The 22,710-nt window shown below is 34.2% G+C and carries 27 protein-coding genes and 2 pseudogenes; 21 read left to right on the forward strand and 8 right to left on the reverse strand.

What is annotated here, in order from left to right:
• The first annotated feature begins 246 nt into the window (after positions 1-246).
• Entirely contained in the window at positions 247-918 is a 672-nt protein-coding gene (locus HCJ30_RS04335; RefSeq protein ID WP_260444416.1) for a hypothetical protein, read from the forward strand.
• Positions 919-965: 47 nt separating this feature from the next.
• Positions 966-1,655, forward strand: a complete 690-nt coding sequence (locus HCJ30_RS04340; protein WP_070264569.1) for a hypothetical protein — start codon at positions 966-968, stop codon at positions 1,653-1,655.
• A gap of 158 nt (positions 1,656-1,813) precedes the next feature.
• On the opposite strand, the gene HCJ30_RS04345 is transcribed toward HCJ30_RS04340, so the two are convergent.
• Positions 1,814-2,845, reverse strand: a complete 1,032-nt coding sequence (locus HCJ30_RS04345) for a DUF2971 domain-containing protein (protein WP_070264571.1) — start codon at positions 2,843-2,845, stop codon at positions 1,814-1,816.
• Between the two features lie 194 nt (positions 2,846-3,039).
• Here HCJ30_RS04345 and HCJ30_RS04350 point away from each other — a divergent pair.
• From HCJ30_RS04350 to HCJ30_RS04410, 13 genes and pseudogenes are all read left to right on the forward strand, one after another.
• Positions 3,040-3,234: pseudogene (locus tag HCJ30_RS04350) on the forward strand (T7SS effector LXG polymorphic toxin); the annotation flags it as partial.
• An 11-nt stretch (positions 3,235-3,245) separates the two neighbouring features.
• On the forward strand, positions 3,246-3,614 hold the full coding sequence (locus HCJ30_RS04355) for a hypothetical protein (protein WP_185391115.1): 369 nt from the start codon (positions 3,246-3,248) through the stop codon (positions 3,612-3,614).
• Positions 3,615-3,650: 36 nt separating this feature from the next.
• Positions 3,651-4,070: a hypothetical protein gene (locus HCJ30_RS04360; protein ID WP_185391116.1), complete on the forward strand. Its 420-nt coding sequence runs from the start codon at positions 3,651-3,653 to the stop codon at positions 4,068-4,070.
• Positions 4,071-4,156: 86 nt separating this feature from the next.
• A complete protein-coding gene (locus HCJ30_RS04365; RefSeq protein ID WP_185391117.1) occupies positions 4,157-4,630 on the forward strand; it encodes a hypothetical protein in 474 nt (157 codons plus the stop codon).
• Positions 4,620-5,057, forward strand: a complete 438-nt coding sequence (locus tag HCJ30_RS04370) for a hypothetical protein (protein WP_185391118.1) — start codon at positions 4,620-4,622, stop codon at positions 5,055-5,057. The genes HCJ30_RS04365 and HCJ30_RS04370 overlap by 11 nt, the downstream gene beginning before the upstream one ends.
• Before the next feature lie 37 nt (positions 5,058-5,094).
• A pseudogene (locus HCJ30_RS04375) lies at positions 5,095-5,462 on the forward strand (hypothetical protein).
• 36 nt (positions 5,463-5,498) lie between these two features.
• Positions 5,499-5,918, forward strand: a complete 420-nt coding sequence (locus HCJ30_RS04380; protein WP_185391119.1) for a hypothetical protein — start codon at positions 5,499-5,501, stop codon at positions 5,916-5,918.
• 84 nt (positions 5,919-6,002) lie between these two features.
• Positions 6,003-6,506, forward strand: a complete 504-nt coding sequence (locus HCJ30_RS04385; protein WP_185391120.1) for a DUF4274 domain-containing protein — start codon at positions 6,003-6,005, stop codon at positions 6,504-6,506.
• Positions 6,507-6,808: 302 nt separating this feature from the next.
• The gene (locus tag HCJ30_RS04390) at positions 6,809-8,476 is read left to right on the forward strand and encodes an InlB B-repeat-containing protein (protein WP_185391121.1); all 1,668 of its coding nucleotides are present in this window, start codon (positions 6,809-6,811) and stop codon (positions 8,474-8,476) included.
• Between the two features lie 137 nt (positions 8,477-8,613).
• Positions 8,614-8,919, forward strand: coding sequence for a hypothetical protein (locus HCJ30_RS04395; protein WP_185391122.1), 306 nt, complete (start codon positions 8,614-8,616; stop codon positions 8,917-8,919).
• A gap of 58 nt (positions 8,920-8,977) precedes the next feature.
• Positions 8,978-9,451 (forward strand): NTF2 fold immunity protein, encoded by a 474-nt coding sequence (locus HCJ30_RS04400; protein WP_185391123.1) that lies wholly within the window; start codon positions 8,978-8,980, stop codon positions 9,449-9,451.
• Between the two features lie 153 nt (positions 9,452-9,604).
• On the forward strand, positions 9,605-10,138 hold the full coding sequence (locus tag HCJ30_RS04405) for a hypothetical protein (protein ID WP_185391588.1): 534 nt from the start codon (positions 9,605-9,607) through the stop codon (positions 10,136-10,138).
• A 30-nt stretch (positions 10,139-10,168) separates the two neighbouring features.
• Positions 10,169-10,603 (forward strand): GNAT family N-acetyltransferase, encoded by a 435-nt coding sequence (locus HCJ30_RS04410; RefSeq protein ID WP_185391124.1) that lies wholly within the window; start codon positions 10,169-10,171, stop codon positions 10,601-10,603.
• A 75-nt stretch (positions 10,604-10,678) separates the two neighbouring features.
• Here the strand turns inward: HCJ30_RS04410 and HCJ30_RS04415 are convergent, their stop codons facing one another.
• Positions 10,679-11,275: a GNAT family N-acetyltransferase gene (locus tag HCJ30_RS04415; RefSeq protein ID WP_185391125.1), complete on the reverse strand. Its 597-nt coding sequence runs from the start codon at positions 11,273-11,275 to the stop codon at positions 10,679-10,681.
• Positions 11,272-11,991 (reverse strand): MerR family transcriptional regulator, encoded by a 720-nt coding sequence (locus HCJ30_RS04420; RefSeq protein WP_185391126.1) that lies wholly within the window; start codon positions 11,989-11,991, stop codon positions 11,272-11,274. Before HCJ30_RS04420 ends, HCJ30_RS04415 begins: the two co-directional genes overlap by 4 nt.
• Before the next feature lie 732 nt (positions 11,992-12,723).
• On the opposite strand from HCJ30_RS04420, the gene HCJ30_RS04425 reads away from it, so the two are divergent.
• Complete coding sequence (locus tag HCJ30_RS04425) at positions 12,724-14,439, forward strand: ABC transporter ATP-binding protein/permease (RefSeq protein WP_185391127.1); 1,716 nt, start codon at positions 12,724-12,726, stop codon at positions 14,437-14,439.
• 1 nt (position 14,440) lies between these two features.
• Positions 14,441-16,087, forward strand: coding sequence for an amino acid ABC transporter ATP-binding/permease protein (locus HCJ30_RS04430; RefSeq protein WP_185391128.1), 1,647 nt, complete (start codon positions 14,441-14,443; stop codon positions 16,085-16,087).
• Positions 16,088-16,124: 37 nt separating this feature from the next.
• Here HCJ30_RS04430 and HCJ30_RS04435 read toward each other — a convergent pair whose 3' ends face one another.
• Positions 16,125-16,433, reverse strand: coding sequence for a putative quinol monooxygenase (locus HCJ30_RS04435; RefSeq protein ID WP_185391129.1), 309 nt, complete (start codon positions 16,431-16,433; stop codon positions 16,125-16,127).
• 67 nt (positions 16,434-16,500) lie between these two features.
• Here HCJ30_RS04435 and HCJ30_RS04440 point away from each other — a divergent pair, with 67 nt between their 5' ends.
• Both HCJ30_RS04440 and HCJ30_RS04445 read left to right on the forward strand, forming a co-directional pair.
• A complete protein-coding gene (locus tag HCJ30_RS04440; protein WP_185391130.1) occupies positions 16,501-16,854 on the forward strand; it encodes a MerR family transcriptional regulator in 354 nt (117 codons plus the stop codon).
• Between the two features lie 23 nt (positions 16,855-16,877).
• The gene (locus tag HCJ30_RS04445) at positions 16,878-18,017 is read left to right on the forward strand and encodes an immunity 26/phosphotriesterase HocA family protein (protein ID WP_185391131.1); all 1,140 of its coding nucleotides are present in this window, start codon (positions 16,878-16,880) and stop codon (positions 18,015-18,017) included.
• Between the two features lie 103 nt (positions 18,018-18,120).
• Here HCJ30_RS04445 and HCJ30_RS04450 read toward each other — a convergent pair whose 3' ends face one another.
• Positions 18,121-18,705: a hypothetical protein gene (locus tag HCJ30_RS04450; RefSeq protein ID WP_185391132.1), complete on the reverse strand. Its 585-nt coding sequence runs from the start codon at positions 18,703-18,705 to the stop codon at positions 18,121-18,123.
• 112 nt (positions 18,706-18,817) lie between these two features.
• Between HCJ30_RS04450 and HCJ30_RS04455 the strand changes: the two genes are divergently transcribed.
• Both HCJ30_RS04455 and HCJ30_RS04460 read left to right on the forward strand, forming a co-directional pair.
• Positions 18,818-19,309 (forward strand): GNAT family N-acetyltransferase, encoded by a 492-nt coding sequence (locus HCJ30_RS04455; RefSeq protein WP_185391133.1) that lies wholly within the window; start codon positions 18,818-18,820, stop codon positions 19,307-19,309.
• Between the two features lie 280 nt (positions 19,310-19,589).
• On the forward strand, positions 19,590-21,095 hold the full coding sequence (locus HCJ30_RS04460) for a leucine-rich repeat domain-containing protein (RefSeq protein ID WP_185391134.1): 1,506 nt from the start codon (positions 19,590-19,592) through the stop codon (positions 21,093-21,095).
• Positions 21,096-21,152: 57 nt separating this feature from the next.
• Here HCJ30_RS04460 and HCJ30_RS04465 read toward each other — a convergent pair whose 3' ends face one another.
• From HCJ30_RS04465 to HCJ30_RS04475, 3 genes are all read right to left on the reverse strand, one after another.
• The gene (locus HCJ30_RS04465; RefSeq protein ID WP_185391135.1) at positions 21,153-21,482 is read right to left on the reverse strand and encodes a nuclear transport factor 2 family protein; all 330 of its coding nucleotides are present in this window, start codon (positions 21,480-21,482) and stop codon (positions 21,153-21,155) included.
• Positions 21,483-21,548: 66 nt separating this feature from the next.
• A complete protein-coding gene (locus HCJ30_RS04470) occupies positions 21,549-22,121 on the reverse strand; it encodes an ATP-dependent Clp protease proteolytic subunit (RefSeq protein ID WP_021497050.1) in 573 nt (190 codons plus the stop codon).
• 128 nt (positions 22,122-22,249) lie between these two features.
• Positions 22,250-22,657 (reverse strand): VOC family protein, encoded by a 408-nt coding sequence (locus HCJ30_RS04475; RefSeq protein ID WP_003721540.1) that lies wholly within the window; start codon positions 22,655-22,657, stop codon positions 22,250-22,252.
• Between the last annotated feature and the right edge of the window lie 53 nt (positions 22,658-22,710).

A 22,710-nucleotide genomic window follows, 5' to 3' on the forward strand; every position in this document is an offset into this window, starting at 1 on the left:
CTTCAACTTGTACTAATCAAAAAGTTTTAATTGTAGATACAGGATGAATAAAATATATATGAGTTGTAATGGATACTTCATATCTAAGAGAAATTAGAAGAATATTTTTAATTCTCGCTAACGAGCATTTGAAACACTTAACTCAAAAAACATAAATGGTCTTAGTTACTCTCTTTTTTAGTGGCTATTATTAATCAGATTAGATAAAATAAGAAATAAATAAATAATCAGAAATGAGGAAGTGCATTGATAATTACATCTGTTTTAGTTCCAGTTGCTCTATGTTTAGTAACAATATATTTTACGAACAAGCAGCATAAAAAAAATATGGAACAACAAGAAAATCAACATAATCAGGCTTTGGAAACTTCGGAGAAAAGGTATCAAGAACAATCGTTAATCAATTTAAGAAAAGAACGCATAATGTATCAACCATACCTTTCGCTCTCTACCAAAGAAAAGATTGATAAGTTTACTGGGAAAATGGAACGCGATAAACATAATGTTATAATAATACCTTTTAAAATTAAAAATGAGGGATTGGGAGCAGCTTTTTCAGTATATTTAAATTATCTCGAAAAAGAAGAAATGAAGGGAATATCTACAAAATCTGTTTCAGTTATAGCTATTCAGCCTAGCCGACAGAACGGTTATAATATTTTGGGGGTTGCTATGCCGATTCATATGGATATTTTAAGAGTCGAAGGAGAAGCGGATTTTTATTTATATTTAAATGCTATTGATAAAGAGGGGATAGAAACTAAGCCAGATGATTGGATTAGATGGAACTTTAGTATTGAATTTTTTGATATCCAGGAAAGAAAATACATACAAGATTATCAGTTCTTTTCTGTATTAAGTAATGATACAATAGTAAGAATGAATTCTGAAAAACCAAAATTTATAGAGTTTAATTAACTTTTTTAGTAGGGAAATTTATAAATTCTAAATGAGGTGAATCCAAAATGCATAATTACAAAAGCAACTTTCATTTTTTGTTCTTTGCATTAATTATATTTTCTCCATTACTTTATTTTTATCTTGATAATGCAAAATGGGAAATAATGGCACTTGGGATAGTTGCATCAATAACACTCTTAGTTTTTACAAGTAGTGAATTTAATTTAATAAAACTTTCAAAAGATGGAGTTGAATTGAGGAGGGTTATAAAAGAAGCAGAAGTAACAGCACAAATATTAAGTTCAAAAATTGAATTACTACTAACATATGATATGGAAAATTTTGTTAATAAATTGCATAATCATAATTTAGGAATAATGGTAACAAAGTTACAAACCATTTCCTTGGTTATGCGAGATGAAAAAATTCTATCAACAGAATTAACAAAAAGTATAGAAAAAATATTATCGAGAATCGCCGAGCAATGTATAACTGAAATAGAAGGTTTTATATTTTCATACCATTATGAAAATTTTCTTCATTTAAATATCAGTGAGGAGCAAACAAATAATGAATTGCAAATATTGAAAGATTTGTTTTTTGAGAAGGGGACGTACCAATTGAAAAGTACTTGGCCAACACCAAAAGACATAAAAGAAGTTTTCAAAAATAAAGATTTTGTTTTTGAAAAGGAATATAAATCATGGCTTCAGTATTATATTGATGGTTTTGAAGCTATAGAATATCTAATATGATAATATTAATAAAAAAGAGCGCAAGTCTCTTCTATTCAATTCAAGAATTAATTCGGTTAGATATAAAAAGTTTATTTATAGTTTTGAGAACAAACAGGCAAGTCATAGATACTACTAAACATAGAATTTAATGATATCTCGTTTATTTGCTATGATACCTATTCTCCTAAAGGCAAAACTGATACATCCCCAGTTTCCCAATCAAAGAAAAGGAATTCAACTCCATTCTTAGTATTTGTTGATGTAAACAAAAATCTTTGAGGAACATCCACTCGAAAACTAGTAGATATATCTATAACACTGTTATCATTTTCTTCACTATTAGTAATATCAAATAGTGAGCCATGCCAATTATTATAGATTAGTTGAGATATCTTTATATTTTTATTTTTTAGAACTTCTTTTATTTTTTTCCTATCAGCTATACTAATATCATTTCCCAATATAACTTCTATTAGTGAGTCTTTATAGGTTAGGAATTGATTTTCTGCACTATTATTAGAATACAAAATATATCTGTATTCTTTTTCATCTTTCCAAGATAATGATTTATTGAAAAAAAGATTTTTATTAAAATGAATTGAGTGCCACTTTAAGTAGTTCTCTTTACCAATGTGAAGATAGTGCTCTAATTGAAGCATAAAGGGATTAGAGATATTAGAGAGTAAAAATGGATTATACATACACTTGAGGTAGTTAATGATGAAGGGGAAGTTTATTCCCGTAAAAGTTTTAAAATAACCATTAATAGAATAAAGATTAAATATACTTCCTGTATTATTAATATCGGTATAATGTATTTCCTTTTCAAATAAAAAGTTATTTGTTTGTGAATTTAAAACTTTTGATAATTTTTTATGGTCAAAGACTAAACAAATTCCTTTATGTTTTTGACCATATGAATCCCACATTTTCATATCATAGGCAATTTCTTTATTTGCTCTTGTCATACAAAGTACCAACCAATGATCTTTAATAAAGTCATTGCTTTCATGAAAAAAATTGGGCTTGAATTTGTCTTTGTTCTCTATAGAGTGTCCATAAAATTTAAAGGGCCATGATTTTGATTCTTTAGGATCGTTTACATATCTAAAACTGCTGAATTTTAATGTTTCATTTTTAAGTATAAAATTTACAGCAGTATCTGCACTTGTAAAATGATATAAATTATTGTCTTCAATCATTTTCATTTTCCCGCCATTCTTTTTATTATTTTAAGATTAGATAAAAGCAATTTGAACTGGAAGATACATAATCGTATCTCTTGTATATAATATCACATGAGCTTTAGTTTTGTTAACTTTAAGGAAATATATTACCGACTTTCACAGCTAAGTGGATGGATAGTTCACCAAGTGCAAAAATTGATGGAGACGTTCTGTATGAGTTTAATCAGCCTTTCCTAGATAAAGCGATTCAGCGAGGAGATGACGTAGCTATGGCTACAAAGCCGACTGTAGAAAACTTATACATCGCTGGGACTAAACAACTTACGGGTTTTGGGCGTGAATATGAATACTTACTACAACATGGTTATACTTATGATGTAAAAACAAGTACAATGAAGTTGAAGAAATGAGGAATTCAAGCATGAAATTAGACGATACTTCAAAAGAAATAATCCTTAAAAAAAGTGAATTTCTACTCCATAATAATTTTAAATTAATAGAAATAACGGATTTTACTATCACATTTTCAAACAAGAAAATCGTTTTTGTCATCGGTTATGAAAGATATGATAATGTAAGTAATATTAATATAAAGTTTTTGGAAGAAAATGAAATGTTTAATCTTGGCTGGATTGCTTTTGTAAGAAGAAATCAGATGCCGCTCCCTCAGAATAAATTAGATAATATATTAGAGTTACTTGATTATGCTGAAAAAAATTATGCTAAAGTTATTAACTTACAATTTTGCCAAGAAAGTAGAGGAATGGTAGAAGACTTCTTGAAAGAATAATAACTGGAATTATAGTAAAAAAAGGACTGTGATCAATTGGATTTTTATAAAGAAATTGAAAAAATATTCAAAGGATATGAGCAAAATTATCAATTGAAGCTTGCTAAAATAGATAATAATGAAGTTGCTTTCATCGGAGAAAATTATGCTTTAGGTATAGGATGGAGCACGGACGGGATTGATTTGCATTATTTCAAACTAGATAATTCGACGCTCTGTAAATTTAGTTTAGATAATTTATTAAACAGAAAGCTAACTAAAATCAAACGAGATGGGATACATCCCAGCACAACAATTTACGAGAAAATAATTAATGAATTAATAATCTGCGAAAGAGGATTCAATAATCATTTTCAAGAATTGCTACGGGGTGAAACATTAAGCGGCTATGGAAATAAAGAATTTGTTTCGAATTTGGAGAAGAGTATTATTGAACGTGGACTGTTGCCCCGTTAATACTACTTATAAAGAGAAATGGATTATTTCCATGAATTTGATTGCATAATATCTTAATACAAAAATTATCAAAGTTGGTGGAATTAATGGAGCTTAAGCACGAAGTAGAAAATAACTTTGCGGATATAATTCAAGAATATCAATTTAACTTAATTAAAGTAAATGAAGACGAAATAATGTTATTACATCCTAATTTTGCTCTAACTATATGGAAAAGCAGAGAAGGTATTGATATTTATTACCTGTTTCTTCATAGCTTAGAAAAAGTGAAAATAACCAATTTCTTATTTTCAAATTATGAAAAAGATTTGTTAGCCAATATAACTCCTGCAAATAATTTGACCGACCAAATTTCTAACAGCTTACTTATTCATGCGAGAGGTTTAAGTAAATATTTCCCTGAATTATTATCTGGTCAAAATGACTGGGTAAAGGAGTTTAAAGAGAATAAGTTTTATAATGAGCCGAGAGCTATTAACAAAGACGAGTATTCAGCCTACCAAACTATTATAAAAAATATCAATGGCAAAAAAATTGAAGGATTTCAAAATGAAATTTGAAGCAGATTTTATAAATAGATTCAAATCATTAATAGAAGAATTCCAGTTAAATTATAAAGTTATATCTGAAGAGGAGCTAGCACTTTTTGGTTCTAATTTTGCGCTTGTTTTTTTGATTCATTTTGATGAGGTTTCTTTGAATTATGTATGCCGTGATAAAGATAATTCGCTTGTCAGTTATGATGTATGGTCTTATTTTTTGCATGTCTTTGATGATAAAGATAGGGAGAATTTGCCAAAATATAATTCTGTGCAGGAACGGGTTGATATTTCGTTTTTAATACTTGCAAGAGGTCTTCCGCGTCATTGGAGTAGTGTGCTTAATGGAGATGACAAGTGGTTGGAAGATTATAAGCAATATGAATTAGCCGGAGTTCCTAGAGAAGTAATCGGGGACTTGAAGGATAGTTTGAGTTTAAATATTTAATTAAAAAGCTTATTGATAAATTCAGAGGAGTTCAACCATGAAAATAGATAATAACTCAAAAGAAATAATTCTTAAAAAGAGTGAATTTTTATTCCATATTGGTTTTAAATTAATAGAAATAACGGGCGCTACTATCACATTTTCAAACAAGAAAATTGCTTTTGTAATCGGTTATGAAAGATATGATAATGTAAGTAATATTAATATAAAGTTTTTGGAAGAAAACGAAATGTTTAATCTTGGATGGATTGCTTTTGTAAGAAGAAAGCAGACGCCGCTTCCTCAGAATAAATTAGATAATATATTAGAGTTACTTGATTATGCTGAAAAAATTATGATAAAGTTACTAACTTACAATTTTGCCAAGAAAGTAGAGGAATGATAGAAGACTTCTTAAAAGAATAATGACTGGGATTATAGTAAAAAAAGGACTGTGATTAATTGGATTTTTATAAAGAAGTTGAAAAAATATTCAAAGGATATGAGCAAAAATATCAATTAAAGCTAACTAAAATAGATAATAATGAAGTTGCTTTCATCGGAGAAAATTATGCTTTAGGTATAGGATGGAGCATGGACGGGATTGATTTGCATTATTTCAAACTAGATAATTCGACACTCTGTAAATTTAGCTTGGATAATTTATTAAACGCAAAACTAATTCACATAGAACGAAACGGATTAATTCCTAGTACAACAATTTACGAGAAAATAATTAATGAATTAATAATCTGCGAAAGAGGATTTAATAATCATTTTCAAAAATTGCTAACGGGTGAAACATTAAGTAGCTGTGGTAATGAAGAATTTGTTTCGAGTTTGGAGAAGAATATTATTGAACGTGAACTGTTGACTCATTAATACTGCTTAGAAAGAGAATCGTATTATTTCCATGAATTTGATTGCATAATATCTTAAATGCCAGCATGAAAAGGAGACTATCAAATGAGTATTACAGAAGAAGAATTTGAAGAACAAGTTTCGGAGCTATTTATTCATTATCTAGAAAAATGTACACCGGAAGAAATCCATCAATTGATGGTAGAATGGAATTTTGATAATCCTAAGAAACCGATTTATTGGATTGCGAATTCGCCAAAAACGGATAAAGGAACGGCGTTAATGTTGTTTTGGTTAATGGAGCCGGACTTTGCTTATCAGTTTGAAACAAGAGAAGAGATGGTTGAAAAAAGCAGTTGGTATGAGGAAGATTTTGATATTGTAACTGTTCTGGCGAAAAATTACTTAGATGGGTTCTATCAAAATCAATCATATGGGTACACACCACCAGCCGAGTTTCAAGATGAAGAAATGAAAAGACCGATTGCGCGTGAAATGTTTGTTGCTTTGAACGGGATGGAGATTTCTGAGTCGGCGGATTGGGCAGATGGTTTTCCTCCTGAATTGCAGGAACGGTATAATGAACTAGCTGAATCAGTGGAAGAATAAATATTGTTCTTTCATTTTTAAAGCTGAGCATATTAAATAAGCGACTACTCTTTGCGGAGTGAGTCGCTTTTTTGTTTTAAGTCTAAAGGGTTGATAAATGTATATAAAGGGAAAAGTACTTTTAAACTAGTATTTTTCGCAAAAAAATGAATTTTTTGTGAAAAACGGTGATAAAGTATGAAAAGGCTAATAGAAATGTGTATTAATACGCTAGATACCTCATGATATAATTATGAATGTTTTCATGATATTAAATAATTGCAAGAGGAATGAAATAAGTTTTTAAACAGGAGGGACTAATAATGAAAAGCGAAGAATCGAATAATAGGCAAAACAAGCTGCGATCATATAATGTAATTAAAAATATGATAGGGTTTCTTTTTCTGATTAGTTTCATTACTGTTATTGGGACTAGTAATCAACTAGATGTGCAAGCGGAAAATCTCACTCAACCAACTGCCATCAATGAAATATTTCCAGATCCAGCTCTAGCAGATGCAATGAGAAATCTATTAGGTAAAGCTAGTGTAACAGATATAGTATCACAAAATGAGTTAGACCAGCAGACAGGAATTAATGCCCCGTATAAAGGAATTAAAAATTTGGAAGGTGTACAGTATTTAAATAATATATCTAATTTGTTTGTATATTTTAACGAGATAACTGACATCAGTGTAATATCACATTTATCTAATTTAAAATATGTGTATTTGGATGAAAATCACATCAATGATTTTAGTCCTTTATCTAACTTAATGAATTTAACAGAATTGAGTTTGGGTTCAACTCAGATAAGTGATATCAGTGTATTATCGAATCTAACAAATTTAACAGAACTATCTTTATCTAATAATCAATTAAATAATCTGGACGCATTATCTGGTTTACAGAATCTAAAGCTTTTGAATTTGGAAGAGACGCAGACGAGCGATATTAGTGCATTGTCAGATTTAACGAATCTAGAGGATTTGTATTTAGGTTATAATCAGATACGTGATATCAGTACATTGTCAGATTTGAAAAACTTGACAACTTTATATTTAGCACATAATCAAATACGTGATATCAGTCCATTATCAGACTTAACTAAACTAACAAGTTTAACTTTATTTAATCAGAATATAATGAACGATCCAATTATGTATAACCCAGCGATTACGATATCTAATGATGTTAAAGGTGTATCAGGGGCGTTAATAGCTCCGGCAACAATTAGTGATAGTGGGACTTATACTAATCCGAATATTACGTGGAATCTATCAAGCTATATCAATGAAGTAAGCTATACTTTTAGGCAAACAGTAACTGTTGGAAACGCAACAAATGATTTTTATGGTACAGTAAGACAACCACTTCAAGCAATACCAGTAGCTTATACGGTGACCTTTGATGTTAATGGAACGGAAACAAAAGAATCAGTTAAAACAGGGGATTTTTTAACAGAACCAGCTGAACCGACCAAAGAAGGTTACACGTTTACAGGTTGGTACGATGCGGAAATAGGCGGAAATAAGTGGGATTTCAGCACAGATAAAATGCCAGCGGAAGATATGACTTTGTACGCCCAGTTTAGTATTAATGAGTACACGGCGGCTTTTGATGTAGATGGGAAGACAACGACAGAGCTCGTCAATTATCAATCAATACTCTCAACTCCCGCCGAACCGAAAAAAGAAGGCTACACTTTTACGGGTTGGTATGATGCGAAAACAGGTGGAAATAAATGGGATTTTGCGGCGGATACAATGCCAGCGAGCGATATGACTTTATATGCGCAATTTAAAAAAGTAGGTGGAGAATTTTCTGTAAATGAGCCAGGGAATAAGGATAAGCCATCGAAGGGGAGTAAACAAACAAATGCTGTAAATACTTTACCTAAAACTGGTGATACAAGATCATTTTGGTTTTTAGCTGGAATACTATTTGCAGGTATGGGAGCTAGAATGATGAAAAAATCTAGACAAATATAAAAGCTTGAGTCAACACGCCTTAAATTCGGGGTGCTGGCTCTTTTTATTTTCCTAAATAAACAAGAAATGCGCATTGCTTTATATGGATGAAGTTAGTATAATCATTTTAATCAACAAGGTAGAGCAGGAGGGATTGAATGAAATCACAGCAGACATTTATGGTGGAGGTTACCTTTTATTCTCAGACAAGAAAGACGGTTCCGGAAGCGGGGTATCGGCCGCATTTTGTGATGGAGTTGGATGAGGAAAAGGAATATTTAGGTGTTGAAATTTATGATATAGAAGTGGATGCGCTGGATTCGACGGGATACGCCATGTGTACTTTTTTATATGAGCAAGAGGGCGTAGATTATAGTAAGATTAGGCCAAATAAGACTTTTATGGTTATGGAGGGTGCGAATGTTGTTGGGAGAGGGAAGATAGTTAATTTTCTGATTGATTAATAATTCCCAACTCAGTTACAATGGATAGGCAAAAAAAATTATTTTCAGGAGCGATTATATGACGGAGCAAGAACAGAAAGATTATTTACTCGAAAAAGTAGTAGCTTATTGTCAGAAGTGGAATGCTTTTGAAGCGGAGATTTTTGAGCAGCATAGCAAGGAAGAAGCGGAATTGAGAAAAGAATTTCCTGGTGTGGATTTTCATTATGCGAAAAGAACGGATTGGTTTAAAAAGTTTGCTAGCTTAATAACGCCACTTTTTGATGAATATTGTACGGATAAGCATCGCGCGTATGTGGATGTGAATCAACATAGTTTTGGTTTCCCGGTGAAATTTAATGGGGTCGAGGATTCGGTTGAAGCGAACGTGGAGCTGAAAAATAAAAATCGGGCGGAGGTTTATTTTAAAACGCAAACCAATTTTGATGATGAATACTTGTTTGTGCTTTTGCGTAAAGCGGATGAGTGGAAAATTGATAGTTATAAAAATAAAAGATATCGCAGTGAAAAATGGCAAAATAAATTGCTTTAAATATAGTTATTATTTCTGAGTTATATTAATTTCGTATTCGAATAAGTATAGATGGCAGTTGAATTTGTGGAAAGTAGTGAATTTATACATGATAAAGCCATTAAACGAAAAATTAGCTTATAACCAGCATACACAATGACTAAGGAGGGGGGGATTTTGATTCCATCTTATTTGAAAAACACTGCTAAAGAGGTAAGTATCAATGATTTTCTGGATTTAGAAATTTTAACTACAAGTAGCGAGGAAACTTTTGATATTTTATACTGCGGAACGCTGGAAGAAATGGACGGCGATCAGTTAATTACTAGTGAAGAATATGAAATCCCATTGCAAATTATTGCGAAAAGTACGTTATCTGGGAAAGAAATTTTGCTTTATGATGGCGCATATTATGGCTATGATAGTATGTTTTGTGATGAGTTTGAGGAAGAGGCTATTCAAAATAGAGAATTAAAAAAATATCCTATAACTAATTTATCTAACATTCGTTTATCTATAGGAATTGGCATTGATTATGAAACGGAAAAAGAAGATTATGAATTTGATGAAAATGGTAATGTAGTTCTAATTGATGATAGGCGTATACCATGGGAACAAGTGAAAACGGACGGTTTTGATTTTATTGAAATAAAGGCAACGGATGAAAATGGAGAGTCTTTATTAATTTTGACGGAAGAACTTGCGTAAGTTTTAAAATATAAATAGGAAGTTGAAAAAATGATACTTACAAATAAACGAGCGGAAAAACAAGATTATCAAACGATTTTAGTGATTTGGGAAAAGTCGGTTATCGCCACGCATGATTTTTTAACTGCGGAAGATCGGCAGTTTTATAAAGAGCGGATTCCGGGTTTTTTAGATAAAGTGGAGTTGTTTTTGTGGTTTGCTGGTGAGGAAATCGTTGGTTTTAGTGGGACGAGTGAGCGGGAACTAGATATGCTTTTTATTGATCCGGCGTTTACTGGTCAAGGCTTTGGGAGTCAGATTCTTGCTTGGTTGATGGAAGAGAAGCAGATAAACCAAGTGGATGTGAATGAACAGAACGAAAATGCCAAGCGGTTTTATTTAAAGAATGGGTTTGTGATTTCTTCTAGGAGTGAAGTGGATGGATTTGGGAAGTCGTATCCTATTCTTCATTTGGAGCGGGCATAAGTGCTAGCAAAAAAATATAGCCAATAAAAAAAGAGCAGATGAATGCTCTTTTTTTTAATTACTCAGAAACAACTTTCATTGTATCCACTCCATTTTATGCCATTCTCTGATTCCCGTTAGCACACCCATGAATGCGCTATTTTCTTTTTCCGTCACTTGGAAACCTAAATGTTGGTAAAGCTGATAGGCGCCAGTATTGCTTTTTGCCACGTATAAAGTAATCTGCTCATTAGGAAAAGTTTCTATACAATGAGTTAGAAGCTTTTTTCCAATTCCTTGACCACGAAAATTGGGTGAAACGGTTATAAAATCAATGTATCGTTCGTTGGAAGTTGGTTTGTGAGATAGGAGGCTGAGTAAGAATATTAATTTAAGCCGCTGTGAAAATGTCAGGAATTCGCGGATGGAATGATAGAATTGGCGGTGAGAATCAGCTTTGCTCGTTAAAAATAAACAACCGCAAACTTTTTCGTCTTGTGTTGCAATAAGTAAATTTTGGCCTTTTTCTGTATAGATGTAATGGCAAAAGGCATAAATAACATCTTCTACTTCAGCTTCCGAAAATAGTGCCTTCGTGAACTTCGATTTAAACCCTGCACCAACTGAAAAAACAACTTCTTTCAGGAGGCTTTCTTTCTCAAATGAGGTAATATTTTTTATTGAAATAGTCATATTTGCACTTCCATCGTGTAAACCATTGCTTGCGGATAGGCGAGTGAAGGGTAAATATTTTCATGGATTAACCAATTTTGCGCAGGGGATTTTAGTTCTTCTAAAAACTGTTCAATTTGTGTTTCTAAGATTTTTTCATTTTCTACTATAAAATTCTTGCAAGCATATTTGCCGGCTGGGAATGTATAATCACTCGTTTCTTTGGTGCTTTTAAGGCAGACTATGCCAGTGTCTTGTTCTGTGAAAAGGTAAAATGGTTCTTCTAAATTAGGTAGATGTTGCTTTACGGCTCTGGAATAGTCAATAGAGTTATGATAGATTATTTGGTCGGGAATTTTTTGGAAGTAACGAGTTTCTCTAATAACAAACGCCATTTCATGGAAAGTGATATCTTTTTGCGCATGGATGATTTGTTGAATTGTTTTCTGGGTTTCTAATAAGTCGGCCATCTTTTTTTGCAGATTTCTTTCGGCTTGTTCTAACATAGGAGTTACTTTTTCACCAAGCAAGCTTTCTTTGATTTCTTGTATGGAAAAGCCGATTTTTCTAAATAGGATAATTTGATATAAACGGTAAATGTCCGTTTCTTCAAAATAATAATAGCCATTTTCTGGATTTCTTTTAGGAACGAGAATACCTTCATCGATATAGTGACGTATTTTGTATTTAGATATTTGAAAAAGTTGAGCGATTTCACCAGTGGAAAGGGTTCGCATATAATACCTCCTTATGATTTAGTTTTAGTATAAACCATGTTGTAACCACACAGTCAACGAGAAATAAAAAAACGCTGAAAACAAGATGTAAATATGTTTTCAGCGTAAAATTTAAAATAAACTTATTGATAATATAAATCGTATAAAAAACCATACACATAGTACAAAAAATACTAGATTTATTACTTTTACTTCTTTGGAGTGTATTTTTGTATATCCGAAAAGCTTGATAAGATTGAATAAAATAATCCATACTGCAATGATAACGATTAAAATATTGAGTAAAGAATTACCAAAAAAATTTTCTAAGCTATATAAAATAGTCATTTAGTCACCTCTAACTGTTATTTACATAATCTAACCTTCTTTAACCAAAAGAAGGTTAGTATAGATAAGACCGAAGATATTTCTAGTACATGTAAAATTCTTATTTGCTTGCAATTTCTTTTAATTATTTTATAGTCCAAAAAGATTATAACATTTTTCATTTTTGTTTAAAAGTTATAAAAATGATGAAAGTAACTAAGCAATGAGTTTTAAAAAACGACTTTTGATAATGAGAATCATTATCAAAAGTCGTTTTTTGTGATATAATAAACAAAGATTTATTAACGGAGGTTAGCAATCAAATGGGAAAAGTAATGAACAACACGGCTCATACAGCCAAAAAATCAAAGAAAGTACTAAAGGATTCCGAATTAGTGAATCTTTATGTAACTCGGGGGAAATACAATGATTGACAAGCGCTTGTTTCAACTGGTTGAAAAGAAATCTTTAATATTATTAATTCTGTTTCGGGTACTTAGTCTAGGGCTCATGATTGGTCTGTGGCTTGTTTTTGCTCAACAATTAACTAGTTATTTAAACGGCGAAAGCATCAATTGGCTGCTGTTAATTGGGGTAGTTTTAGTGGTTTTGACAGGTAAAGCGGTATTCACCAAACTAGCGGAGAAACAAATTTACCATGCTTCGGCGGAACTGCGATTATCGATGCGACGCGCGGTAATGGAAAAAGCTTTTCGACTAGGCAATAATGAAGGGCAACTACCAGCATCTACATTAACGCAACTCGCTGTAGATGGAATTGAACAATTAGAAATTTATTATTCACGTTTTTTACCGCAATTATTTTATTGTTTCATCGCGTCTTTGATGATTTTTGGCAGTTTAGTTGGTTTTGCCTGGCAGCCGGCGATTGTGTTGTTGATTTGTATGCCGATGATTCCGATTGTGATTATGATGGTGATGAAAATTGCCAAGCGGATTTTGAGTGGTTATTGGTCGGATTATACGAATTTAGGAAGCAAATTTCATGAGAATTTAAGTGGTTTAAGTATTTTAAAAGCGTATGATCAAGATAAATATAAACAAGAAGAAATTGTTTCTGATGCGGAACGTTTTCGGAAAGCAACGATGAGTTTGCTGTCAATGCAGTTAAATTCGATTACGATTATGGATATTATTTCGTATAGTGGGGCGGCGCTTGGGATTGGAATGTCTTTAATTATGTTTACTAATGGAACTATTAGTATGACTGGAATGCTAATGTTCTTGCTACTAAGCGCGGAGTTTTTTATTCCGATGCGTCAACTGGGCTCTTTATTCCATGTCGCGATGAATGGAATCAGTGCTTGTAGTAAATTGTTCGCTTATTTGGAGCTGAAAGAGCAAGTTTATGGCGAAACGGAACTAGAAAAACCGCTAGAAAAAATGGAAGTTCGGGATCTAAGCTTTACATATGAAAAAGGGAAAAGTGCGGCGCTTCATGAGGTGTCTGCTAGTTTTACTAAAGGGAGCTTTTCGGCGCTTGTTGGTAAGTCGGGTTCTGGGAAAAGTACTTTTGTGCGTGTGTTACTCAATCAATTACCGGGTTATCAAGGGGAAATCAAATGGAACAATGTGCCGCTATCTGATTTAAGGGCAGAGGCGATTCGTAAGCAAGGTGTGTTAGTGGATAATCACGGCTATCTTTATGCGAATAGTATTCAGGAAAATTTATTAATTGGTAACCCTGAAGCTAGTGAAGCCGATTTATGGAACGTTTTGGAGCAAGTCAGCTTGGCGGATTTTGTCCGTAATTTACCCGGACAATTAAATGAGCTTTTAGAAGAAAATGGGCGTAATTTATCTGGTGGGCAAAGACAGCGTTTGTTGCTTGCGAGAGCGTTACTTCGGGAATCTGAGTTGTATGTTTTTGATGAAATTACTTCTGGCGTAGATTTGGAAAGTGAAAAAATAATTCTTGCGGTTTTACAAAAATTAGCGCAGGAAAAAATCGTGCTCTTTATTTCGCATCGCTTATATAATGTGTTAGCAGCGGATCAGGTGTTAGTTTTTGAAGCTGGAAAATTGGTTGAGGTTGCGAGTCCGGAACATTTACAGCGAGAATCCAATTACTTTAAAAACTATTTTTCAGAAGAAGAAGCGTTGTTGAAAGGGGGAGCTTAATATGTCAGAATGGACAATTATTCGCTGGTTATTGAAATTTGTGAAACCGTTGAGAGGCAAGATGCTACTCGCGATTTTGCTTGGGATTATTAGTAATTTATCAGTTATTTTAATTTCTTTAATTGGGGCATATGGTGTTATAGCGGTTATTTTAGAGCAGCCGCTAAATCCTTATAAATGGCTTTTTGTAATGGTTGGGTGCGGTGTTGTACGAGGGCTGGCGCGCTACGCTGAACAGTATCTAAATCATGATATTGCCTTTCGTTTACTGGCGATTATTCGGGAACGCATTTTTGCGACTTTACGAAAATTGGGACCTGCTCGTTTATCTGGGAAGAAAAGTGGCGATTTAATTACGGCGATTACAACAGATGTTGAGGCATTGGAAGTGTTTTTCGCGCACACGATTTCACCGGTTTTTATTGCAGTGGGCACGACGATTGCGACGGTTGGCTTTTTAGCGACGTATGATCTGGGCTTGGCATTAATCTTGTTATTAGGTCAGCTTTTAGTGGGCGTGGTTTTGCCGCTGATTAGTTATAGTCGCAATAAAAAAATCGGAACGGCTTACCAGAAAGAATTTGTTGGACTCAATCAAGCGGTAATGGAAAATATTGCCAGTTTGCAAGATATTTTCCAGTTTAAATTGGGTGAAGCACGTTTGGCGAAATTAACTGATCGCGGGGAAAAATTAAACAAACAGTATCAAAAACGGTTACGCCAAGGAAGTGAGCTGCAAATTTTGGGAGAATGGGCGCTAATCGGAACAGCGGCGCTCATTTTAGTGTTAGGGAGTTTTTGGCAATTACCGCTTGAAACAGTATTGATTGCGACCGTGCTTAGCCTGAGTTCGTTTGGTTCTGTGTTGGCATTAAATGCGTTAGGAACGGCTTTGTTAACTACTTTTGCGAGTGGGAAACGACTTTATGCTTTGACCGAAGAAAAACCGGTTGTTACGTTTGATGGTCAACGAGAATTATCTGATTTTGAAAGTGCCGAGCTGGATAAAGTTCATTTTAGCCATGACGGAAAACAGCCAATTTTGAATGGACTTTCGCTTGAGTTGCCAAAAGGTAAATGGCTAGGCATTGGCGGGGAAAGTGGCAGCGGGAAAAGTACTTTGGTGAAACTGCTGATGCGATACTGGGATCCGGATGGTGAAGTGACTTTAAATCATCAGGCGCTTCCTGAGATTACGGAGGCGTCGCTTCATAAGACGGAAGGCGTAATGGAGCAATCGACCTTTTTATTCGAAGACACGCTTGGTAATAATATTCGTTTAGGGAAAAAAGCGGCAAGTTTGGAAGAAGTGAAAGAAGCAGCACGAAAAGCGGCAATCGACCAATGGATTGAAACGTTGCCAGAAGGATATGATACGATTATTGGCGGTCAAGCGCGGAATTTATCGGACGGAGAACGCCAGCGAATTGGACTCGCAAGACTATTTCTTCATGATGCGCCACTATTCTTACTAGATGAACCAACCAGCAATTTGGATTATATTAATGAACAAGCGATTCTCCACACACTACGTTCAGAGATTCAGGACAAAACCGTACTTGTAATATCTCACCGAAGAACGACACTAGATTTAGCAGAAGAGCAGTGGTTTTTGGAAAATGGTGTATTGAAACGCGCAGTAGAATAGTAAAAACCAGCTTGTAGATTTTACAAGCTGGTTTTATTTATAAAGCTACTTTCTCGGAGCTTTCGAAAAATTCAACCGTGTCTATTTCGGCTGCAAAAAAATCTTTCGTATACGGTTGTTCATGATGGAAATAAAAGGCTTCCTGATTTTGCCAAATTTCCCACAAAGCGAATCTGCCGAGTGCTTTTTCTAACGGAACAATTTCGAAAAGAACACAACCGGCTTCTTTCACTGTTTTAGCGCGTAATGCTTCCAAATGTTCTACCAACTGTTCATAAGAAACTTTTCCGGTAGTTTGAATAATTGCTGTACAATATAAATAATTAGCGTTTTCTTTTAAATACATTTCTTCTCCTCCTTTGAATATGTTAAGCTTAAAGTATGGAGTACACCCGATAGCAAGGAGGAATGAGATGTATATTAAAGATTTTGCCACTAAAACGGGGCTTTCGATTGATACGCTTCGATATTATGAGGAAGAAAAATTACTAATCCCTGCTAGAAATGAAAAAAATTATCGTGTTTATACGGAAGAAGATTATTGTTGGGTACAGCTATTGCTTAAAATAAAGCAAACCGGCATGTCGATAACGAACATTAAAAATTTTGCTGGGTTACAAAAGCAAGGTGATGACTCACTTCCAGAACGAATGGCCATTTTGACGGATCATATGGAAAATTTGTATGAACAACAGAAAAATTTAGCGGAAACGATTTCTTTTGTTGGTAAAAAAGTGGCTGGATATCAGGATAAACTTGAAAAATAAAACAGCAAGAAAGGTGAACATCAATGATTAATAATGAAATAAGAGAAATAATAGGGCTACATCAAATCCTTAAAAATGACCAAAAATTGACTGTGGAAAATGCAACAGTCATCATCCGAGATAATGTACTGATAAAATTGATTTTAGATCAAGTTGATTTTTATAAAGAAATTGATTTTGCTATCGAACTTACTGACAACAATGAACTGGTTGGACGAAAAAATGCAAAACCGAAAGCATTGACACTTAAAGCCATATTAAAAGCGAAAACGAAAGAATTAAGGCTAAAAATAAATAAAGTCAGTCACCGAATCGAGCTTAAACTAGGTGTTCGCCATTTTGAAAACCTCTATTTTGAGCAAGGTATAGTTTTCACTAAAGAAAATGTCCAAGAAAAAATTACTGCAGTTTTTGGAAGTGCTTGGTTGAGTACATTAGCCAAAGCAAAACTCGCAGTGAAAACGAGACAAACGATTCAGCAAGGTGCCATTTTTTCTTATCCGATAGGGAATGAGTATGGTTTTGCGCTTGTGATTGGTTGTTTTCAGACGTTTCGGAAACAAAAAATAATGCCTCAAGATAGCTCGCATTACCTCAATTTAATGATGGGAGTCCCGCTTGTGATTCGTACTTTTAATTATACAAGCGAACAAAATACAGTAGACGTACAACTTTTGAAAAAGCAAGCGCTCTTAAATCCGGAATTTATCATGGATGACTTAGTATTGCGTGGGGATTTTCCGATTATTGGGAAAGCAGTTCTGGAGGAAGCTGATATTCTTTTTCCAATGAACTTTTCTTTTAATGGAGTATCTACAACTTATGCGGGTTATCAAGCTACAGGTGCATCCGATAGAGAGATTATTAAAAGCCACAAAAAGGAAATTACTGTTAGATTTGATTGGGGATTTGGAAGTAAAACGATGCCAGCAAAGCAATTTTTGAAGAGAAGCAGTGGGAAAGAGGTATTTTTCCCTTATTCTGGATTAGGAATGACGCCCGTTGCTGGATACTCGAATAAGCTAGTTTCCCCTAAATCGATATTTTCCGAAGTGGAATTAAAGCAAATATATGCAGTTTTAGATATAAATGGGGAAATGTCGTTTGATGACTTTAATGAAAAATATAACGGGATTACCGCTCAACATATTTTGTCGATTTGAAGGGAAATAATGAAAACAGCCAGAAGTTAGAAAAAGCTAACTTCTGGCTGTTTTCATTATTTTTTAAGGTAAGATAACTGTATCGCCATCTTCATTGGGATTACTATTCAAAAACTTTCCCAATTTGCTCAAATAGAAAATCTTGTCCAAACCCCAAAACGAAAATCAAGAAGAAAATAACAATACCAAATAAAAACGCACCGTGTACAAGGTCAAGAGGATAGCGATGGTCATGTTCGATGATATCTTCGCTTAATGAGGCTAATTTGGCATCAAATTGATTAATTAACTCAACGAAACTACTTCGGCCGATAAAGGCGCAGTCGAGTTTCTCCATTTTGCTTTCTGTCTGAAAGAATAGTTCCATCGTTTCTGGAATCTGAAATCTTATGCCCCTACGAATAGGTTGAAAATTATAGCTTATTCTTTTTACATTGGCAAGATAGATTGTTTTTGTTTGGGTGCGTGTGTGAAGAATAAAAGCTGTCTTTGTGACTTGGACCCATTCTTTTGGAGGGAGTAGGAGTTTAATAAGTAAACGTCCTATAAAAAATATCGTAATAAGACCAAAATAAAAGGATTCTGGTTTTTCGATTGCTAATAGAGTTAATAAGCCAAACATGAAAATAAAAGATAAAGAGGTTAAAGTGGTGCCGATTGTTTTAAGTTTGTCTTTGTAATATATCATGATGAACACCTGCTTGGTTGAATTTATGTTGAATTTAATGATATCATTATAAAATACAATCATCAAGTTCATTAGTGAACTTTCAACTACCTAATAATCAAGGAGGAACCTCATGAAAATTACACTACAAAAACCTACTACAGCTGATTTTCCCTTCATCGAATGGTTATGGGGAGATTTGGCAACGACGGAAGTACTTGGTGGACCATTTTCTTTTCCGGAAGAAACGCGAATGGACTGGCTAAAGTCAAAATCACAGGCAAGCAATGCTTATTTTATTATTAAAAAAGATGCGGAATCAGTTGGAGAAGTGAGCTTTCGTGATTTTGAAAACGGAACTGCTCATTTAAATATTAAGGTGGCTGCATGTTTTCGAGGTCAACAGATTGCTCAAAAAGCTTTACGATTATTCTTGGAGTTTTTTCAAACTGATTGTGGCGGAACGATCATGTTAGATGAGGTAAGACGGAAAAATGAAGCGGGAATTGCGTTTCTTGTAAAAGCTGGTTTCGAAATAATAGAAGAAAAAGAATTGACGGTGGTGCTCAAGTGGGGTGCTTCGGCGCGGAAATTTGTAAGAGAACCAACCGCAAATGAATTATAAAAAATTAGCAGGTAAGTTAGGTTGAAAAATCTAACTTACCTTTTTTAGTAGTTAAAAAAGCTGGTTTTTTGAGTAGATTCATTTTTTAGACACAATTTAATGAAGGATAAATGAGTAGGATAAGTCAATTGAAAGCAATAGTGGTAAGCGCGCGAGGGAAATAACTTGGAACTAAAAGGAAGAAAATCATTTTTTTAAAACCGGAAAAATCGCCTCCTTGTTCCGTTGATTTGAGTGTATAGGCGGAGTATTATGTTGGTTGACAATCAAGGAGGATACTATGAAAAAAACAATCAAAATTGCAACTAGTTTACTTTTAAGTTTTGCCTGTGTATTTAGTATGGGGGATTTTACTAAACCGCATACAGTCAAAGCCGAAACGGTCTATTCGCTGACAAATCCAACGCCAATGAATGAAATTTTTCCTGATCCAAATCTTGCAAAAGTAGTGGCAGATTGGTTGAAGTTACCATCTGCAACTAGCGCGGTTACGCAAAGCCAATTGAATACAGTTAAATCTTTGCACTTCAGCTCAAAAGGTGTTCAAAGTCTTGAAGGGGTAGAGTATTTAACAAATCTCACACAAGTATTTGGCTATGGCAACCAAGTAAGTGATTTAGCGCCATTAAGTAGTTTAACGAAATTAGAAGTCATTCAGATGCCTAAAAATCAAATAAGTGATTTAACACCACTTGCGAATTTAACCACATTAATGTCGCTTGATTTTGAATTTAATAATTTGCAAACAATCGAACCGATAAAAAATTTAACGAATATGGTAGATCTTAATGTCAGCGCCAATCCAATTTCGGATATTAGCGCTGTTAAAAATATGACGCAGCTGGAATTTTTGACTATAAGGGATTGTGAGATAAGTGATTTGTCACCGGTTGAAAATCTGTCTAATATGCTGATGTTTTGGGCGGGGGGAAATAATATTAGTGATATTACGCCACTTAAAAATATGTCGAATTTGCTTGGTTTAAGTTTGTTTGGGAATCAAATCAAGGATGTGAGTGTGGTTAAACATCTTACAAGTCTTGAAGATTTCGATGTCAAAGCGAATCAGGTGAGCGATGTTAGTAGTTTGGCGACAATAACTACTTTAGAGACAGTAACACTCAGTTTCAACCAAATAATTGATATTTCCCCACTGAAAAATTTGACCAATTTAACTAGGTTGGAGCTGGAGAATCAAACACGTGTTTTAGATGCTATCGAGGTAGATGATCCACTGATTTTACCTGCACCAGTAATAGATGAAAATGGTAGTAGAGTAGAGCCGACAAAAGTGAATCATGCGGGTGTTTATGCGGATGAGGAGATTACATGGGAAGGGTTGCAAAGTAATTATATTCTAAATTACGAATACGATTTGCCGGTAACAATTGGTTCGTTAACAACGACATATTCTGGTAAAATTACGCAGTCTTTGCTAGAGAAGCCGATTGATCCGGTTAATCCGGTGGACCCGGTAGACCCGGTGGACCCGGTAGACCCGGTAGACCCGGTAGACCCGGTAGACCCGGTGGATCCAGTAGACCCAGTAGACCCAGTGGACCCAGTAAATCCTACGAAACCAGTCGAGCCAAACGTTCCTGAAACTCCTGAAAATCAAACAACCCCGGTAAATCAGGCTATTTCTGTTAAGGAAGAAGTTGCAATACAACCAGTTAAAGGTACTGTGAAGTTGCCGAAAACAGGGGAAAGCGGGATGACATCTAGCTTATTTGGTGGTTTAATGCTAACTGCTACTAGTGTGATTTTATTAAGAAAACGAAAATAATAAAAAGGAATTTGGCTAATGACCAAATTCCTTTTTTGCTTAGACTATTTTTGTTCCTTAATGAAAAGTAAGTTTCCATGAACCGTTTTCAAAAATCCATATATTACTTCGCATTGTATAGCTATTTTCGCTTAGATTTTTGAGTTTATAATAAGAGAGAACTTTTGTTTCGTCTAAAATTTTTATGTCATATTCCATGATTGCTAAACTGCTATCACCAAGTGTTGTTAGCGATTTGTAATAAGCATAGTCTTTAACAACACCGCTTTGCGTGATTTCAATGTAAGATTCGCTTAAAATATCGATAATTTCGGACATGGAGTGACGGTTTTCGAGCGATAAATGAATTTGATCGAGTTTTTGGAAATTTTCTTTCGTTAATTCCATCGTAAGTCCTCCACCTTAAAGGGAATAAAAAAGGTTCACTTCTTTTTGTAAGTGAACCTTTTGGTTTTATTTTAAGCCATCGCGATTTTCGATGATTTCATTGACGATACCGTAATCTTTCGCTTCATTAACAGAAAGCCAGAAGTTGCGGTCGGTATCTTTGGAAATTTTTTCGTAAGATTGACCAGTTGCTTCTGCGATGAGGCGGTTAATTCTTTCGCGCATCCGGATAATTTCTTTTGCTTCGATTTCGATTTCGGTACTTTGACCTTGTACACCGCCAGCTGGTTGGTGAATCATGTAGCGCGTATTTGGAAGGCTAAAGCGATTTTCTTTTTCAGCGGCTAAGTAAATCGTAATACCGGCGCTTGCAACCCAGCCAGTACCAACGACTTTAACAGTTGGTTTAATAAATTTAATCATATCATGAATCGTATCGCCAGCTTCAACGTGTCCGCCTTGGCTATTAATAAAAATGGTAATTGGATCGTTACTGATAGATTCTAATAGCAAAAGTTGCTTAGAAACGTCTTCGGCTAGCTCTTGATTGATTTCCCCGTAAATTAAAACCGTCCGTGTATCAATCAATTTTTGGGTAAGGATGTTTGTGATGTTTTCATTATTTTTATTCTCTGCCATGAAAAAATTCCTCCTTAAAAAGCCTTAGTTTATTTGTAATACAGGTATCTTATCACAATGGTCGAAAATGGTCAAACATTTTGAATGTAAAAAAGAAAACGCTTTAGGTCGGCGTTTTCTTCTTATTTTTATACAAATGCTAATTGCCAAGTGATTCCATATTTATCCGTAACCCAAGCTACTTTTCGAAGTGCTTCTACTGCTTCTGGCCCCATCATAACCGTACCTTCTTTTGCTAGTTTTTCAAAAAGAGTGTCAAATTCATCTTCCGTATCTGCAAAATAGAGAGTTGTTGTGGCCCAGCTAAAGTCGGGTGAAGCGTTATTTGTCATGTCCATAATCATAAATGAGGCACCTTTTATTTCAAAAGTAGCATTGAGAACCTTGCCAATGTCGCCGCCTTGTTCTGGTTTTGTGAAGTACGTTAGCCCGATTTTTTTCGCATCTGGAAAAGTATCTAAATAAAAATTAAACGCTTCCTCGCCGTTTCCGTTAAACGTGAAAAATGTGGAGATTCGTTTCGCTTGATTAAACATTTCATTTACCTCCTTTGGAATTATTTTAACTATACCCGAAAAATGTTTTAATT

The sequence above is a fragment of the Listeria cossartiae subsp. cossartiae genome, assembly GCF_014224155.1.
Classification (GTDB): Bacteria; Bacillota; Bacilli; order Lactobacillales; family Listeriaceae; genus Listeria; species Listeria cossartiae.

Coding starts and splice junctions, on each gene's coding strand:
- HCJ30_RS04340 (WP_070264569.1), top strand. CDS start 966: ATGCATAATTACAAAAGCAACTTTCATTTTTTGTTCTTTGCATTAATT.
- HCJ30_RS04345 (WP_070264571.1), bottom strand. CDS start 2,845: ATGAAAATGATTGAAGACAATAATTTATATCATTTTACAAGTGCAGAT.
- HCJ30_RS04355 (WP_185391115.1), top strand. CDS start 3,246: ATGAAATTAGACGATACTTCAAAAGAAATAATCCTTAAAAAAAGTGAA.
- HCJ30_RS04365 (WP_185391117.1), top strand. CDS start 4,157: ATGGAGCTTAAGCACGAAGTAGAAAATAACTTTGCGGATATAATTCAA.
- HCJ30_RS04370 (WP_185391118.1), top strand. CDS start 4,620: ATGAAATTTGAAGCAGATTTTATAAATAGATTCAAATCATTAATAGAA.
- HCJ30_RS04385 (WP_185391120.1), top strand. CDS start 6,003: ATGAGTATTACAGAAGAAGAATTTGAAGAACAAGTTTCGGAGCTATTT.
- HCJ30_RS04390 (WP_185391121.1), top strand. CDS start 6,809: ATGAAAAGCGAAGAATCGAATAATAGGCAAAACAAGCTGCGATCATAT.
- HCJ30_RS04395 (WP_185391122.1), top strand. CDS start 8,614: ATGAAATCACAGCAGACATTTATGGTGGAGGTTACCTTTTATTCTCAG.
- HCJ30_RS04400 (WP_185391123.1), top strand. CDS start 8,978: ATGACGGAGCAAGAACAGAAAGATTATTTACTCGAAAAAGTAGTAGCT.
- HCJ30_RS04410 (WP_185391124.1), top strand. CDS start 10,169: ATGATACTTACAAATAAACGAGCGGAAAAACAAGATTATCAAACGATT.
- HCJ30_RS04415 (WP_185391125.1), bottom strand. CDS start 11,275: ATGACTATTTCAATAAAAAATATTACCTCATTTGAGAAAGAAAGCCTC.
- HCJ30_RS04420 (WP_185391126.1), bottom strand. CDS start 11,991: ATGCGAACCCTTTCCACTGGTGAAATCGCTCAACTTTTTCAAATATCT.
- HCJ30_RS04425 (WP_185391127.1), top strand. CDS start 12,724: ATGATTGACAAGCGCTTGTTTCAACTGGTTGAAAAGAAATCTTTAATA.
- HCJ30_RS04430 (WP_185391128.1), top strand. CDS start 14,441: ATGTCAGAATGGACAATTATTCGCTGGTTATTGAAATTTGTGAAACCG.
- HCJ30_RS04435 (WP_185391129.1), bottom strand. CDS start 16,433: ATGTATTTAAAAGAAAACGCTAATTATTTATATTGTACAGCAATTATT.
- HCJ30_RS04440 (WP_185391130.1), top strand. CDS start 16,501: ATGTATATTAAAGATTTTGCCACTAAAACGGGGCTTTCGATTGATACG.
- HCJ30_RS04445 (WP_185391131.1), top strand. CDS start 16,878: ATGATTAATAATGAAATAAGAGAAATAATAGGGCTACATCAAATCCTT.
- HCJ30_RS04450 (WP_185391132.1), bottom strand. CDS start 18,705: ATGATATATTACAAAGACAAACTTAAAACAATCGGCACCACTTTAACC.
- HCJ30_RS04455 (WP_185391133.1), top strand. CDS start 18,818: ATGAAAATTACACTACAAAAACCTACTACAGCTGATTTTCCCTTCATC.
- HCJ30_RS04460 (WP_185391134.1), top strand. CDS start 19,590: ATGAAAAAAACAATCAAAATTGCAACTAGTTTACTTTTAAGTTTTGCC.
- HCJ30_RS04465 (WP_185391135.1), bottom strand. CDS start 21,482: ATGGAATTAACGAAAGAAAATTTCCAAAAACTCGATCAAATTCATTTA.
- HCJ30_RS04470 (WP_021497050.1), bottom strand. CDS start 22,121: ATGGCAGAGAATAAAAATAATGAAAACATCACAAACATCCTTACCCAA.
- HCJ30_RS04475 (WP_003721540.1), bottom strand. CDS start 22,657: ATGTTTAATCAAGCGAAACGAATCTCCACATTTTTCACGTTTAACGGA.